The sequence below is a fragment of the Stenotrophomonas terrae genome, from assembly GCF_039674165.1.
GTDB lineage: Bacteria > Pseudomonadota > Gammaproteobacteria > Xanthomonadales > Xanthomonadaceae > Stenotrophomonas > Stenotrophomonas terrae_A.
In genome coordinates, this window is the sequence record NZ_JBDJMY010000018.1 from 1 (window position 1) to 14,869 (window position 14,869).

Here is a 14,869-nt window from a genome sequence, read left to right on the forward strand (position 1 = left end):
GGGCAAGGCTTGGCTCCCTCCCTTGCGCGCAGCGCAGGGGAGGGCCGGGGAGGGGTAAGCTTTTAAGCCTGAACCCGAGCAGCCTCCGCCGGCGCCTCCAGCAAGCCCGCCGGCAACTGTTTGAACAGTTGTGCGAACTGTTCCAGGAAGGCACCCATGGCCGAGCTGCGGCGCCAGATCATGCCGATCCGCCGGTTCGGCTGCGGGTTGCCCGAAAACGGGATCAATCTGACGTTCTCCGAGCGCGCCACCGGCGGCTTGACCGCCAGCATCGGCAGCAGGGTGACGCCGACGTTGGCCGCCACCATCTGCCGCAGGGTCTCCAGGCTGGTGGCCTGGAACTCGGATTTCTCCAGTGCACCGGCCATATGACAGACATCCAGCGCCTGGTCGCGCAGGCAATGGCCGTCCTGCAACAGCAGCAGGCGCTGGTCGGACAGGTCGTCCAGGGTCAGGGAGGCGTGCGCGGTCAGCGGGTGGCCTTCCGGCGCGGCCAGTACGAAAGGCTCTTCGAACAGGAACTCGGTATGCAGCTGATCGTCGGCCACCGGCAAGGCCAGTACCACCGCGTCGAGCTGGCCATTGCGCAGCTGCGCCAGCAGCACGTCGCTCTTTTCCTCGACCAGCAGCATTTCCAGTTGCGGGAAGCGCTGGCGGATGGCCGGCACCACATGTGGCAGCAGATACGGGCCCAGCGTGGGGAAAATGCCCAGACGCACGGTGCCGGCTTCCGGATCGCGCGCACGGCGCGCAGCTTCCTTCATCTGTTCCACTTCGGCCACGATGTTGCGCGCGCGCGCGGCGGCTTCGCGCCCGGCCGGGGTCAGCATCACCTTGCGCGGCGCCCGCTCAACCAGCGGTACACCCAGTTCTTCTTCCAGCTTCTTGATCTGGGTGGACAGTGTGGGCTGGCTGACGAAGCTCGCCGCCGCCGCCCGGCCGAAGTGCTTGTGCTCGGCCAACGCCACCAGGTATTTCAGGTCACGAAGATTCATGTCGGGCTCCCGGGTGTTTCCTTCTCCTATCGGGAGAAGGTGCCCCGAAGGGGCGGATGAGGGTTGGGCCAGGCCCAGGTTTTCCAAGATTGCAGAAGGTCTTACCCTCACCCCAACCCCTCTCCCGCAGGAGAGGGGCTTCAAGCATCAGGCGATTTCAGCCTCTACCGCTGCCGGCTGCAGCACCGGCGAGCGGATCAGGTGATCGAAGGCACTGAGTGCGGCGGTCGAACCGGCGCCCATGGCGATGATGATCTGCTTGTACGGCACCGTGGTGCAGTCACCGGCAGCAAACACGCCCGGCACATTGGTCTGGCCGCGGTCATCGATGATGATCTCGCCGCGATCGCTGAGCTCCACCGTGCCACGCAGCCACTCGGTGTTCGGCAGCAGGCCGATCTGCACGAAGATGCCTTCCAGCTCGACCCGGTGCGAATCGCCACCGGCGCGGTCGGTATAGACCAGCCCATTGACCTTCTGGCCGTCGCCCAGCACTTCGGTGGTCTGTGCGTTGAGCACCACCTTCACGTTGGGCAGGCTGTTGAGCTTGGCCTGCAGCACCTGGTCGGCGCGCAGCTTGCTGTCGAACTCGAACACGGTGACGTGGCTGACGATGCCGGCCAGGTCGATGGCCGCTTCCACGCCGGAGTTGCCGCCGCCGATCACCGCCACGCGCTTGCCCTTGAACAGCGGGCCGTCGCAATGCGGGCAATAGGCCACGCCCTTGTTGCGGTACTCGTTCTCGCCCGGCACGTTCATTTGCCGCCAACGGGCGCCGGTGGACAGGATCACCGTCTTGGACTTCAGCGAGGCGCCGTTCTCCAGCTGCACTTCGACCAGACCATCGGCACCGGCCGGCACCAGCTTGGTAGCGCGCTGCAGGTTCATGATGTCGACCTCGTACTCACGTACGTGGGCTTCCAGTGCGGCAGCCAGCTTCGGGCCTTCGGTGTGCTGCACCGAGATGAAGTTCTCGATCGCCATGGTGTCCAGCACCTGGCCGCCGAAACGCTCGGCAGCAACAGCGGTGCGGATGCCCTTGCGTGCGGCATAGATCGCCGCCGCGGCACCGGCCGGGCCACCGCCCACCACCAGCACGTCGAATGCATCCTTGGCCTTGATCTTCTCCGCGTCGCGGGCAGCGGCGCCGGTGTCCAGCTTGGCCACGATCTGCTCCAGGCTCATGCGGCCCTGGTCGAACACTTCGCCGTTGAGGTAGACGGTCGGCACCGACATCACCTGGCGCTGCTCGACCTCGTCCTGGAACAGGGCGCCGTCGATGGCGACGTGGGTGATGTTGGGGTTCAGCACCGCTGCCAGGTTCAGCGCCTGCACCACGTCCGGGCAGTTCTGGCAGGACAGCGAGAAATAGGTTTCAAAGCGGTACTCGCCCTTCAGGTCGCGGATCTGCTCCAGCAGCTCGGCCGATTCCTTGGACGGATGGCCGCCGACCTGCAGCAGGGCCAGCACGAAGGAAGTGAACTCGTGGCCCATTGGCAGGCCGGCGAAGGTCAGGCCGATGTTCTGGCCCGGGCTGTCCAGATCGAAGGAAGGCACGCGGCCCTGGCCGTCACGGCGCACGTCCAGCGTGATCTTGTCCGACAGGGTGACCAGCGTGTTGAGCAGCTCCATCATCTCCTGCGACTTTTCGCCGTCATCGGCGTGCGCGGTGATGTGGATCGGTCGGGTAACCCGTTCCAGGTAGGTCTTGAGCTGGGTCTGCAGGTTGGCATCCAACATGGACAATCTCCTATCGAGGCAAAACGTCGAGGCAATACTGGGGAGTGACGTCACTGCGTGGGGGCAGGTCGCCTTGGAAAGTAGGGGTGAACCGCAGCCTGCTTGCTCGGCTGGCTGGCGCCGTGCTGGCTGGCGTCAAACAGTCTGCGGTTCACCCCCACACCCGCCGTGAAGCGGGGTGGGAGTGCGGTACGGCTTTAGATCTTGCCGACCAGGTCCAGCGACGGAGCCAGGGTCTTCTCGCCTTCCTTCCACTTGGCCGGGCAAACCTGGTTCGGGTTGGCGGCGGTGAACTGGGCAGCCTTCAGCTTGCGCAGGGTCTCGGAGACGTCACGGGCGATCTCGTTGGAATGCACTTCCATGGTCTTGATCACGCCTTCCGGGTTGATCACGAAGGTGCCACGCAGGGCCAGGCCTTCTTCCGGGATGTGCACGCCGAATGCGTTGGTCAGCTGGTGGGTCGGGTCGCCGATCAGCGGGAACTTGGCCTTGCCCACGGCCGGCGAGGTTTCGTGCCACACCTTGTGCGAGAAATGGGTATCGGTGGTCACGATGTAGACCTCGGTACCGGCCTTCTGGAACTCGGCATAGTTCTCGGCGGCGTCTTCAATCTCGGTCGGGCAGTTGAAGGTGAACGCGGCCGGCATGAAGATCAGGACCGACCACTTGCCCTTCAGCGACTCTTCGGTGACTTCAATGAACTTGCCGTTGTGGAAAGCATTGACCTTGAACGGCTGGACCTGGGTGTTGATAAGGGACATGAAGTTTCCTCTTGGTGGTAGGGCTGGGTGAATCGATGGAGCAAGACTAATAGGCAGAAACTAATAAGACAAATGAATTGGATGCATCGTATCAATAGGTAAAAGCTATCAATCGACGCCGTATGTCTGCCTCAAGGCCTGATATCGGGTGCTTTGCCGGCTTTCCAAGCCATCGGACGCCTGCCTGAACGGCCCGACATAGATGGGATTAATCCTTGGGCAAAGATCATGGCGGTAGGCAGGGGCGGGCGCGCTGACTATCCTCGCCGTCCAGAAACTTGCTGCGAAGAGGTAATGAAGTGTCCACGTTGAAGGTTGCCGAGCTGTTGCGGGAGGCCGCTGCGCGCCTGCCGGGCCAAGATGCCCGCCATGAGGCCGAGCAGTTGCTGATCCACGTGCTGGGTGTGGAACGGGCCTGGTTGTTCGCCCATGCCACCGACGACGTGGACGCCGACGCCCGGCAACGCTTCGAGGTACTGCTGACGCGGCGTGCCGAGGGACACCCGCTGGCTTACCTGACCGGCCGTCGCGGCTTCTGGACCCTGGACCTGCAGGTCAATACCGCCACCCTGATCCCGCGCCCGGAGACGGAGCTGCTGGTCGAGCAGGCGCTGGCCCGGCTGCCAGCCGACGACATGGTGCGCGTAGCCGATATGGGCACCGGCAGCGGTGCGATTGCCCTGTCCATCGCCAGCGAGCGCCCGTTGGCCACGGTGATGGCGACCGATGTGCTGGGCCCGACGCTGGCGGTGGCGGTGAAGAACGCACAGGCGCATGGCCTGGAGAATGTCTGGTTCCGGCGCGGGCACTGGTATACGGCGCTGGGTGCGGACCGCTTCGACATGATCGTCAGCAACCCGCCGTACATCGCCGCGGGTGACCCGCATCTGGTGCAGGGCGACCTGCGCTTCGAGCCGCCACCGGCACTGGCCTCGGGCGCTGATGGGCTGGATGCGATCCGCGAGATTGTCGCCGGCGCACACGAACACCTGGTGCCGGGCGGCTGGTTGCTGCTGGAGCACGGCTGGGACCAGGGCGAGGCGATCCGCGCGCTGTTGGAGCAGGCCGGGTTTGTGGAAGCGCAGACGGTGCAGGATCTGGAACAGCGCGATCGGGTGACGCTGGGGCGTTGGCCTAGTTGAGGTTGAGTTTTCTGCTTTGGCGCTCGCCGTTGCTATCGCTGTCGGCTCTCGCTTCTGCTTCAGCTCGTCAGTCCCGCAAAAGCGGGAATGACGGCATCAAGCCAATAAGCCAAAGGCCAAAGCAGCGCCATAAAGTGTCATTCCAGTGCGTCATTCAGGCCATTTTCTGTCCGTATGACGCACCCCTGAACCTCCGTAGCATCGCCGTTTCCAAACCGGGGATGCCGATGATCCGTACCGCGCTCACTGCTGCACTACTGGCCACATCACTGGCCTGCACCCCAACGTCGGCTGCCAGCAGACAAGCCCCCGTCCATCCAGTGCGAGCCAGCACGCCAACCCAGGACGACTATGCCGATCTGGCACCGTTGGGTGAGGCCATCGGCGACAAACGCATCGTCATGCTCGACGAACTCACGCATGGCGAAGGCAATATCTACGAAAGCAAGGTGCACACCGTGCGCTACCTGCACGAGCGCAAAGGCTTCGACCTGCTGGTGCTGGAAAGCGGGCTGTTCGATGTCACCCGTCTTTGGCAATCAAGGCTGCCGTTGCGTGCCAACGCAGCGGGCAACATCTTCTACATGTATGCCAACAGCGCCGAGGTGTGGCCGCTGTACGACTATCTGGACGCGCAACGCGATGCGCCGGGTGCGATGCAGCTGGCTGGCTTCGATGGCCGCTTGAGCGGGACGTTCTCGCGTCGGCAACTGGTAACGCAGTTGCGTGAGCGATTACTGCTTCGGCCGCTGGACGAGGCGCAGAAGCAACGTCTGCAACACCACCTCCAACAAGTGCAGCGATTGCTGGATGGCCAGTTGGCAACGGCTGATGCCGGCGCGCGCCAGGTATTCCTCGATGATTCGCAATGGTTGCTGCAGCTGCTGCCAGCCCCGGATGCCGAGCATGGCGGCGATGTTTTCAACAGCGATGGCTTCTGGCGCCGCATCAACGCCAGCCTGCAACGCATGGCGGAAGTGGCTTGGCAGCTGCGTGCGTTCGATGAACACGATCCGGTCATGGCCGGCAACCTGCAATGGCTGCTGGAGCAGGCCTACCCGGGGCGCAAAGCGGTCGTCTGGGGGCACTACGCCCACCTGAACAAACTCGGCGGCTACCGTGATGGTCATCCGCGTGGTTTTCCGCCGGTGGACAACGTAACCCGCGCCTTGCCAGGGGCGCTGCAGGCTCAGGCCTATGTGCTGCATTACGCCGGCGCGCAGGGGAGCTACCTCGACTACATCGATCAGCAGGTTCGCAAGGTCCAAGCACGGCCGTCGCAACTGGAGTCGCGCTTGACCGCAACTGCCGCAGCCGCTGCGGTGTTCATCGATCTGCATGCAGGCCGCTTGCCCGGCGAGGACGATCCGGCCAGCCGGCTCTGGGGCATGGACTACGCCGATGAGCTGAGCCTGCCCGAAGCGCGGCAACGCTTCGACGGCATCTGGTTGCTGGATGGCATCACCCCCGCGACCTACGAAACGCCCTGAAGTGGCATTGCAGCGCAGACAAGACAGCAACAACGCTGCGCTAAACTAACCGTCCTGTTCCCTGCGAGGCTGCCATGCGCACGCTCTATCCCGCCATCGAGCCCTACGATACCGGCACGCTCAAGGTCGACGATCGCCACACGCTGTACTTCGAACAATGCGGCAACCCGGACGGCAAGCCGGTGGTGATGCTGCACGGCGGCCCCGGTGGCGGTTGCAGCGACAAGATGCGTCAGTTCCACGACCCGGCCAAGTACCGCATCATCCTGTTCGATCAGCGCGGCTCGGGCCGTTCCACCCCGCATGCCGATCTGGTGGACAACACCACCTGGGATCTGGTCGCCGACATTGAAAAGCTGCGCGAAAAGCTCGGCGTCGACAAATGGCAGGTGTTCGGCGGCAGCTGGGGTTCCACCCTTGCGTTGGCCTATGCCGAAACCCACCCGCAGCGCGTCACCGAACTGGTGCTGCGCGGCATCTTCATGCTGCGCCGCTGGGAGCTGGAGTGGTTCTACCAGGAAGGCGCCAACCGCCTGTTCCCGGATGCCTGGGAGCATTACCTCAAGCCGATCCCGCAGGTTGAACGCCACGACCTGATCTCGGCCTTCCATCGCCGCCTGACCAGCGAAGACGAGGCCACCCGGCTGGCGGCCGCCAAAGCGTGGAGCGTATGGGAAGGTGCCACCAGCTTCCTGCACGTGGATGACGACTTCATCAACAGCCACGAAGACCCGCAGTTCGCGCTGGCCTTTGCCCGCATCGAGAACCATTACTTCGTCAACGGCGGCTTCTTCGAAGAGGAAAACCAGCTGCTGCGCGACGCGCACAAGATCGCCGACATCCCCGGCGTGATCGTGCACGGTCGCTACGACGTGGTGTGCCCGCTGGCCAATGCCTGGGAACTGCACAAGGCTTGGCCGAAGGCGCAGCTGCAGATCAGCCCGGCCTCGGGCCACTCGGCATTCGAAGCCGAGAACGTGGACGCACTGGTACGCGCCACCGACGGCTTCGCCGGTTGATAAGCACGCCCCTGTAGTGCGAGCCATGCTCGGCAGGGGCGTTACCGCTGAGCCCTCAGATTGTGGGAGCGGCATCAGCCGCGAAGCTGGTAGACGATCAGATGGCAGAAATGCGCGCCTGACTTTGTCGCCAGCGTCGCGGCGGATTGTTTGAGGCCACCCGGTGCGGTTCCCGCAGTTGTTGGTTTGCTGATAAAGCCCCTGCCGAGCATGGCTCGGCACTACAGGGGCTCTGCTTGATCAAAAAATGACCAGTGGCTGCAAAGGTCCGTCGCACAAAGGTTGCGCAACCTTATCCACAGCTTGTGTAACCCTCAGGGCACAGCCTATGTGGACAACGCAACGCTTCCGGTAGTGCCGAGCCATGCTCGGCAGGCGCCCTACAAGCGCTCCATCGGGCCGTCCACCAGCTTCGCGGCTTACGCCGCTCCTACAAAAAGAGCGGCAGCTGTAGTGCCGAGCCATGCTCGGCAGGGGCCCTACAAACGCTGTGTCCGACCGGCCACCAGCTTCGCGGCTTACGCCGCTCCCACAAAAGAGCGGCAGCTGTAGTGCCGAGCCATGCTCGGCAGGGGCCCTGCAAACGCTGTGTCCGACCGGCCACCAGCTTCGCGGCTTACGCCGCTCCCACAAGGCTGCTCAAGGTTCCTGCAGGGCGAGCAGCCTCGGCTGCAGGCTGCGGAACACGCGCTCCAACCGCTCCGCCCAGGCCTGCTGGCCTGCGGCATCGGCAATCAGGTCCTGGCGGATTTCCAGTTCCACATGTACCAATCCACGGCCTTCGCCATGCACTGGCACCGCATAGTCGCTGCTGCTGTTTACCGAATACGGCTGGTTGTCGCCAACCACCAGATCGCCTTCCTCGCGCAATGCCTGCAGCAGCGCATCGGCGAAGCGGGTGTCCTGGTGGTAGAGCACACCGGCGTGCCACGGCCGCTGCATACCGTTCATGGCCGGGGTAAAGCTGTGCATCATCACCAGCAGGGTCGGTACGCCGGCGTCGCGGCGTCGGTCCAGCTCGCTATCGATACGGGCGTGATAGGGCGCATGGATGGCGTCGATGCGCTGCTGCCGTTGCAGCTGGTCCAGGCCCAGATTGGCCGGCACCGGCGTGCCATCGCTGATTTCGGGAATCAGTGTTGGCGACACCAACGGCCGGTTGCAGTCGATCAGCAAGCGCGAATAGGTCTGCTCGATGGCCCAGGCATCCAAGCGCTGGGAAAGCGCGCGGGTAGTGCCGGCAATACCGATGTCCCAGCCGATATGGCGGTCCAGTTCGGCCTGCGGCAAGCCTAGCGCAGCCAGCGATTGCGGCACGCGCTGGCCGGCATGGTCGGCCAGCAGCAGGAACGGTGAAGTGCCTTGCGGGTTGTGCACAGTGAACACCGCCGGATCATCGGCGCCGAGCAGCGGGGTAATGCTGTGCAAGCCTGAATCAGCCACGCGGGCGCCCATCCAGATGGTGCTCGATCATCCACAGGCCGGCCCACAACTTGGCATCCAGTTCGTAGCCTTCGCCCATTTTTTCCACCAGCCAGGCGGCCGCGCGCTCACGGGGGATGGTGTGCACGGTGATGTCTTCGCTGGCATCGCCGCCGCCGGCACCGACCTTGCGCAGGCCGGTGGCCCGGACGAAGGCGATCTTCTCGTTGCTGGCGCCGGACGAGGTGGGGCCTATCATCAACACTTCGGCATGGTCGGCGGTCCAGCCGGTTTCTTCTTCCAGCTCGCGTATGGCCGAAACCTCGATGGATTCGCCGGCATCGACGTCACCGACCAGGCCGGCCGGCATTTCAATGGTGCGTGCCTGCAACGGCACACGGAACTGCTCGACGAACAGCACCTCGTCGTCCGGGGTGACCGCGATGATGATCGCGGCCAGGCCACCGGCATGGGTGCGCTCGCTGTATTCCCAGGTGCCGCGCACCAGCATGCGCTGGTATTTGCCTTCGTAGACGACGCGGGGTTCGGCGGTGTTGTGGCTCATGCGAACTCGTTGGCAGGAGTGGAAGGGGATTGCAGGCCGGCCGCTGTCATCAGCCGGCGCCGGGTCATCGGGCCCAGGCGCAGTGCCTCGCACAGCCCGCCGAGCATGTCGCCGTCGCCGCTGTTGCGCAGGAAGCCCCCGGCGGCATTGTGCAGCGGCGCGTTCAGGGCAACGGTAGTGAGCTGGCGGAACAACAGCGCCTTTTCGCGCTGCTCGCGCAGCCGTACCGCGATGGTGGCGGCGCCGCGCAGGCGCAGGAAGGGCACCTCGTCGATGCGTTCGAGCAGGGCATCCATGCTGCCGAAATGGGCCAGCAGCACCGCCGCCGACTTGGCGCCAATGCCGGAAACACCGGGAATGTTGTCCACCGCATCGCCGCTCAAGGCCAGATAGTCGGCAACCTGATGCGCGTGCACACCTTGGCGCGCCTTGACGCCGTCGGCGCCCCAGCGCTGGTTACGGGCGTAATCCCACTGCTCGTCATGTTCCAGCAGCAGTTGCGACAAATCCTTGTCGGCCGAGACGATGACGCCGCGCAGGCGGCCGCGGCTGGCATGCAGGGCGCTGCCGATCAGGTCGTCGGCCTCGTATTCGCGGTCGGCCAGCACTTCCAGGCCCAGCGCGGCGCACAGCGCCTTGCAGTGGGCGAACTGGCGCCGCAGCGCATCCGGGGCCGGGTCGCGGTTGGCCTTGTAGAGTGGGTAGATCGCGTGGCGGAAGCAGCTGTCCAGCGCTTCGTCGAAGGCCACGGCAATATGCTGCGGGCGTTCGCGTTCGAGCAGGTCCAGCAGGAAGCGGGCAAAACCGTGAACTGCGTTTACCGGCCAGCCCTGGGCATCCTGGAATTCATCCGGGATGGAATGCCAGGCGCGAAACACGTACAGGCTGGCATCAACCAGATACAGCGGTTGCAGCGGAGCACTCACGGCTGCCAGTCCTGCAGCAGGCTGGCCGGGTCGGGCCGGTCGCGGTCGGGGACGGCGATCTTCGGCGTGCCGATATGAATGAAGCCGACGATCCGCTCGTTGTCGGCCAGGCCCAGGTGACGGGCGACTTCCGGGTCGTTGGCCATCCAGGCAGTCAGCCATTGCGCACCGAAGCCACAGCCCTGGGCGGCCTGCAGCAGGGCAAAACAGACGCAGCCGGCGGTGAGCAGCTGTTCCTGGGCTGGCACTTTGGGGTTGTCCTGCAGCCGCGCGATCACCGTGATGATCAGCGGCGCATGGGAAAAGCGCTGGCGGTCCTTCTCAACTGCGGCTTCGGCCGCGTTGGGGTCGCGCTGGCGGCTGCGTTGGGCCAGGAACGCGCCCAGCGCGTGCCGTGCCTCACCCTGCAGGCGCAGAAAGCGGAACGGCACCATCTTGCCGTGGTCGGGCACGCGCACCGCCGATTGCAGCATGCGCAGCTGCGTTGCGGGGTCCGGCGCAGGCTCGCCCAGTTGCAGGGAGGGCACCGAATGGCGCTGATCCAGCGCTTGCAGGAAGCAGTTGTCGGACATGGTTCACAGGGGCTGAGGCGGCCACTGATTATAGACGCCGCCCATGTACCAGCCGTTTAGCGCGTACCGGGGTCGGTTTTGTGCGCTGCGTTGTGTGCCCTTAACAAGGTATGGGTCGCTAATAATCGCCGACACGCTTAGCATTGCTGCTATTGCGGGGAAGGGCTCATGAGGAAGGAAGTGCGGACTGCATCACTGACCCTGTTCATCTTCTCCGCCTACCATGCGCGTGCGGTTTCGGGGGCCGTGTCTGCATTTCCTAATTCGTTTAACAGAAGATCAGCGCCTGTGAGGGTGTGGAGCCTTTGCGCATGATGTCCAATCCGCATCCCGCCGGTCAGCCCGGTCGCAACCAGAAGCTGCTTGGCATGGCCCGCGAGGCCTCGTTGCCGCAGCTTTCGCAGGCCTTTGCCAAGGTATTGGCAGGGTTTGACGATGTTTTGTTCGACCGCGCCGAGACGGCCGGCTCCTCGCAGCTGGCCTTCCTGGATGGCATGCGCGAGCTGCGCCGCCGCCGCGAGGAGATCTCCCGCCGCTTTGACGCGCACCTGCAGCAGGCCTGGGCCGCATTGGATGCGGGTACCCCGCAGTCGGCTGAAGCAGTGTTGGCCGGCCAGAACGAGGGCGGCCTGAGCCTGGTGCCCGAGCACATTCTGGAATCGCGGCTGGCGGTGCGTAATTTCGCCACCGTGCTGCTGCGTGACTGGAAGCAGGTATTGCTGCGCATCGATCACCGTCTGGCCTGGGTGGCCGGGGTGGCGGCGCTGGATGCCGATAGCAACCCGATCGGCCCCGAGCACATCGGTGTTGCCGTGCACGAGGCGTTCTATACCTGTGACCTGACCGCTGAAGTGCGGCTGGTGCTGTTCAAATTGTGCGAGCGCGAGTTCGCCGCCGGTGTCGGCAAGCTGTACGAATCGGTGGACGAGCGCCTGGCCCAGGCCGGTGCCGCGCCCGAGATCGCCGCGCCGCGCCGTCCCACCCCGCAGCGCTCACCTGCCGAGCAGGCAGCGCTGGCCGCAGCGGAAGAGGAAGGCTTCGACCCAGGCCATGCGCCGATGTGGGCGCGGCGTTTCTCCGAGCGCTGGACACAGCGCCGCGGCAGCATTGCCGGCCACGAAGCGGCGCAGGCAGCTGCCGGTTTTGAAGCCGAACAGGCCTATGGCAATCCGCAGAACATGGTGCTCGAAGCGCTGCACGAGCTGCTGGCGCAAAGCCGGCAGACCCGTGAAGGTGCTTCTTCGGCGGACGCGTCGCCGGGCGGCGCAGCCGGCCAGCATCGTTCGTTGAACCAGCGCGAGATGATGTCGGTACTGTCGCTGCTGCAGGCCACGCCGAGCGCAACCCTGCGCGCGGCGGTGGGCGAGGATGGCGAGTCGCTGGCACAGCGCCTGAAGAGTGAAGTGCTGTCCGGTGCCACGCGGCTTGGGGTTGACCCCGAGCAGGCGCACCTGGACCCACAGGACGAAGATGCGATCGACCTGGTCGGCATGCTGTTTGACGTGATGCTCGACGAGCGCGATCTGGAAGGCCGCTCGCGTGAGCTGATCGGTCGTCTGGTGGTGCCCTTCGTCAAGGTCGCCATGCTCGACCGCCGCATGTTCGTGCAGAAGACCCATCCGGCGCGCAAGCTGCTCAACTCGCTGGCCGAGGCCTGCGAGGGCAATGCCGGCGAAAGCCAGGCCGAGCGCGCGCTGATGGGCAAGGTCGAGGAAATCATTGAAAGGTTGACCGCCGAGTTCAACGAGAACCTGGCGATCTTCCTCACGCTGGAGGAAGAGTTCCGCGACTTCCTGGCCCAGCATCGTCGCCGTATCGAAATCACCGAGCGCCGCGCCGCCGAAACCCAGCGCGGGCAGGAGAAGCTGGAAGTCGCCCGCAACCGCGCCAGCGCCGAGCTGGACAAGCGGGTTGCCGGGGTGGTCCTGCCCAAGGCCATTGAGGACTTCCTGCGCCAGCCGTGGAACCACCACCTCACGCTAACCCTGCTGCGCGAAGGCGACGAAGGTGAAGGCGTGACGGAGGCCCTGAAACTGGCCGACGACGTGCTGGAAGAGGTCGCCGAGGCGCGCCGCCATATCGTCGGCAAGCTGTGGCTGCAGTCCAGCCAGCCGGGCCTGCGCAAGGTATTTGCCAGCGTCGGCCTGCACGGCGAAGGCGGCACCACCGCCATCGACGCCCTGCACGACACCCTGCAGTCCATTGCCGAGCTGCGTCCAGAGCTTGAACGCGCACTGCCCGAGTTGCCGCAGATTGCCTTGCCGACAGCGCCGGCCCCGGAAACCCCGGCCATTGAGTTTGGCACCGCCACCAAGGCCGAGGATTTCGACGACGGTGATGCCGAGCGCTTCCGCCGGATGGAAATCGGCACCTGGCTGGACTTCATCGACAAGGACGGCAAGATGCAGGCCGGCAAGCTGTCCTGGGTGAGCCCGATTTCCTCGCGCCTGCTGTTCGTCAACCGTCGTGGCATCCGCTTCTGTGTGGCCTCGCCGGAGGAACTGGCGGTAATGGTGCGGCTGGAACGGCTGCGTCCGCATGTGGACGACGGTGCCTTCGACAGTGCCATGCAGGGCGTGATTGATCGCCTGGAGCCGCAGGGCGTACCCAACTGATTGCGGTTGGGCAGGCGATGGCCTGCCGCACAGGGCACCGGCTTTGCTACGATCCGGCGGTTGATCCGTTGCGCATCGAGGACTGGAATGGCCGTAGATGTCTGGGTATTGAAAGAAACTGCCGAGGGCGAGCGGCGCGTTGCCGCCACGCCGGAAACGGTGAAGAAGCTTGTTGCCGCCGGCGCGCAGGTACACCTGCAGGCTGGCGCGGGTACGGCCGCGGGCTTCCCCGATCAGGCCTATGTGGATGCAGGTGCACAGCTGGGTGATGCGTTGGAAAACGCGGACCTGCTGCTGTGCGTGCAGGCACCGTCGGTGACGACCATCGGCCGGCTCAAACCCGGCGCGGTACTGGTCGGCGGCGTGCAGCCCGAAGCCGATCCGGCGCGTGCGGCGGCCTTGCAGGCGCGGCAGCTGCAGACATTCCCGCTGGAACGGTTGCCGCGCACCACCCGTGCGCAGGCGATGGACGTGCTCAGCTCACAGGCGGGCATGGCCGGCTACAAGGCGACCCTGATCGCCGCACAGCTGGCACCGCGCTTCTTCCCGATGCTCACCACCGCTGCCGGCACCATTCGTCCGTCGAAGGTGTTGATTGTTGGTGCCGGTGTTGCCGGTCTGCAGTCAGTGGCTACCGCCAAGCGCCTGGGCGCGGCAGTGGAAGGCTTCGATGTGCGTCCGGAAACCCGCGAACAGATCGAGTCGCTGGGCGGCAAATTCCTGGATCTGGGCGTCAGCGCGGCGGGCGAGGGCGGTTATGCCCGGCAGCTGACCGAGGACGAGCGGGCCGAGCAGCAGCGCCGCCTTGCCGAGCATTTGAAGGGTGTGGATGTCGTCATCTGCACCGCCGCGGTACCTGGGCGGCCGGCGCCGAAGATCGTCAACGCCGCAATGGTGGCGGGCATGCGCCCGGGCAGCGTGATCGTCGACCTGGCTGCCGAAACCGGCGGCAACTGCGAATCGACCGTCCCAGGTCAAACCATCGAGGTGGGCGGCGTGACCGTTGCCGGCCCACTGAATCTGGCCAGCATGGGCGCAGTACACGCCAGTGAGATGTTCGCGCGCAATGTGTACAACTTCGTGGTCTTGTTCCTGAAGGATGGCAAGCTCTCGTTCGACTGGAACGACGAGTTGTTGGCCAAGACCGTGTGGCCGCAGCGTCCGGCCGGTGGTGAGATTCCACCGGTCTGACCGATCAGGCGAGAGCGGAGCCATGCTCCGCTGAAGCTTCCGGCTGGACCATATGGGAGCGACGTAAGCCGCGAAGCCGATGGTCCAGCGGGATGCGACCGTGTCTGCAATTTCTTTATGTCAGCTTCGCGGCTTACGCCGCTCCTACAAAGGCGCTGGCATTGCAGGGAAAGCCTCTGCCGAGCATGGCTCGGCACTACGCTGATAGTGGGCAGGGAAAGCCTCTGCCGAGCATGGCTCGGCACTACGCTGATGGTGCGCCGGGGAAGCCTCTACCGAGCATGGCTTGGCACTACGCCCCCTCCCTTGCGCCGAAGGCGTAGGGGAGGGTTGGGGAGGGGTTGGCTTTTAGGCCGTTCAAGCGTCGCCAGCTTCGCGGCTTACGCCGCTCCCACAGTGTTGAGGAGGCACGAGGAAAGCTTCTGCCGAGC

Annotated in this window: 12 protein-coding genes; 5 read left to right on the forward strand and 7 right to left on the reverse strand. The window is 64.9% G+C overall.

Translation table 11 applies throughout. The annotated features are described in order from the left end of the window. Positions 1–62: 62 nt before the first annotated feature. The 3 genes from ABE493_RS10020 to ahpC form a co-directional block, all read right to left on the reverse strand. Positions 63–995: a LysR substrate-binding domain-containing protein gene (locus ABE493_RS10020; protein ID WP_346498786.1), complete on the reverse strand. Its 933-nt coding sequence runs from the start codon at positions 993–995 to the stop codon at positions 63–65. A gap of 147 nt (positions 996–1,142) precedes the next feature. After that, entirely contained in the window at positions 1,143–2,735 is a 1,593-nt protein-coding gene (gene ahpF / locus ABE493_RS10025) for an alkyl hydroperoxide reductase subunit F (protein WP_346498787.1), read from the reverse strand. Positions 2,736–2,932: 197 nt separating this feature from the next. Beyond that, a complete protein-coding gene (ahpC, locus tag ABE493_RS10030; RefSeq protein WP_057628729.1) occupies positions 2,933–3,496 on the reverse strand; it encodes an alkyl hydroperoxide reductase subunit C in 564 nt (187 codons plus the stop codon). A gap of 299 nt (positions 3,497–3,795) precedes the next feature. On the opposite strand from ahpC, the gene prmC reads away from it, so the two are divergent. From prmC to pip, 3 genes are all read left to right on the forward strand, one after another. Then, a complete protein-coding gene (gene prmC / locus ABE493_RS10035; protein WP_346498788.1) occupies positions 3,796–4,638 on the forward strand; it encodes a peptide chain release factor N(5)-glutamine methyltransferase in 843 nt (280 codons plus the stop codon). Positions 4,639–4,865: 227 nt separating this feature from the next. Next, a complete protein-coding gene (locus tag ABE493_RS10040) occupies positions 4,866–6,128 on the forward strand; it encodes an erythromycin esterase family protein (protein WP_346498789.1) in 1,263 nt (420 codons plus the stop codon). Positions 6,129–6,202: 74 nt separating this feature from the next. Continuing rightward, positions 6,203–7,147, forward strand: a complete 945-nt coding sequence (gene pip, locus ABE493_RS10045) for a prolyl aminopeptidase (RefSeq protein WP_346498790.1) — start codon at positions 6,203–6,205, stop codon at positions 7,145–7,147. Between the two features lie 639 nt (positions 7,148–7,786). Here pip and ABE493_RS10050 read toward each other — a convergent pair. Genes ABE493_RS10050 through ABE493_RS10065 form a run of 4 tightly spaced genes read right to left on the reverse strand, consistent with a single transcriptional unit; the run spans position 7,787 to position 10,632 of the window. Continuing rightward, positions 7,787–8,590: an N-formylglutamate amidohydrolase gene (locus ABE493_RS10050; protein ID WP_346498791.1), complete on the reverse strand. Its 804-nt coding sequence runs from the start codon at positions 8,588–8,590 to the stop codon at positions 7,787–7,789. Next, entirely contained in the window at positions 8,583–9,134 is a 552-nt protein-coding gene (locus ABE493_RS10055) for an NUDIX hydrolase (protein ID WP_346498792.1), read from the reverse strand. The genes ABE493_RS10050 and ABE493_RS10055 overlap by 8 nt, the downstream gene beginning before the upstream one ends. Then, positions 9,131–10,069 (reverse strand): 5'-3' exonuclease, encoded by a 939-nt coding sequence (locus ABE493_RS10060; protein ID WP_346498837.1) that lies wholly within the window; start codon positions 10,067–10,069, stop codon positions 9,131–9,133. Before ABE493_RS10060 ends, ABE493_RS10055 begins: the two co-directional genes overlap by 4 nt. Further along, positions 10,057–10,632: a nitroreductase family protein gene (locus tag ABE493_RS10065; protein ID WP_346498793.1), complete on the reverse strand. Its 576-nt coding sequence runs from the start codon at positions 10,630–10,632 to the stop codon at positions 10,057–10,059. The genes ABE493_RS10060 and ABE493_RS10065 overlap by 13 nt, the downstream gene beginning before the upstream one ends. A 311-nt stretch (positions 10,633–10,943) precedes the next feature. On the opposite strand from ABE493_RS10065, the gene ABE493_RS10070 reads away from it, so the two are divergent. Together ABE493_RS10070 and ABE493_RS10075 are read left to right on the forward strand one after the other, a co-directional pair. Continuing rightward, positions 10,944–13,247 (forward strand): DUF1631 domain-containing protein, encoded by a 2,304-nt coding sequence (locus tag ABE493_RS10070; RefSeq protein ID WP_346498794.1) that lies wholly within the window; start codon positions 10,944–10,946, stop codon positions 13,245–13,247. Positions 13,248–13,334: 87 nt separating this feature from the next. Then, complete coding sequence (locus ABE493_RS10075; protein WP_346498795.1) at positions 13,335–14,438, forward strand: NAD(P) transhydrogenase subunit alpha; 1,104 nt, start codon at positions 13,335–13,337, stop codon at positions 14,436–14,438. Positions 14,439–14,869 lie beyond the last annotated feature (431 nt).

Excerpts from the sequence above, each read along its gene's own strand:
- ABE493_RS10020 (WP_346498786.1), bottom strand. The coding sequence starts at position 995 with ATGAATCTTCGTGACCTGAAATACCTGGTGGCGTTGGCCGAGCACAAG.
- ahpF (WP_346498787.1), bottom strand. The coding sequence starts at position 2,735 with ATGTTGGATGCCAACCTGCAGACCCAGCTCAAGACCTACCTGGAACGG.
- ahpC (WP_057628729.1), bottom strand. The coding sequence starts at position 3,496 with ATGTCCCTTATCAACACCCAGGTCCAGCCGTTCAAGGTCAATGCTTTC.
- ABE493_RS10040 (WP_346498789.1), top strand. The coding sequence starts at position 4,866 with ATGATCCGTACCGCGCTCACTGCTGCACTACTGGCCACATCACTGGCC.
- pip (WP_346498790.1), top strand. The coding sequence starts at position 6,203 with ATGCGCACGCTCTATCCCGCCATCGAGCCCTACGATACCGGCACGCTC.
- ABE493_RS10055 (WP_346498792.1), bottom strand. The coding sequence starts at position 9,134 with ATGAGCCACAACACCGCCGAACCCCGCGTCGTCTACGAAGGCAAATAC.
- ABE493_RS10065 (WP_346498793.1), bottom strand. The coding sequence starts at position 10,632 with ATGTCCGACAACTGCTTCCTGCAAGCGCTGGATCAGCGCCATTCGGTG.
- ABE493_RS10070 (WP_346498794.1), top strand. The coding sequence starts at position 10,944 with ATGATGTCCAATCCGCATCCCGCCGGTCAGCCCGGTCGCAACCAGAAG.
- ABE493_RS10075 (WP_346498795.1), top strand. The coding sequence starts at position 13,335 with ATGGCCGTAGATGTCTGGGTATTGAAAGAAACTGCCGAGGGCGAGCGG.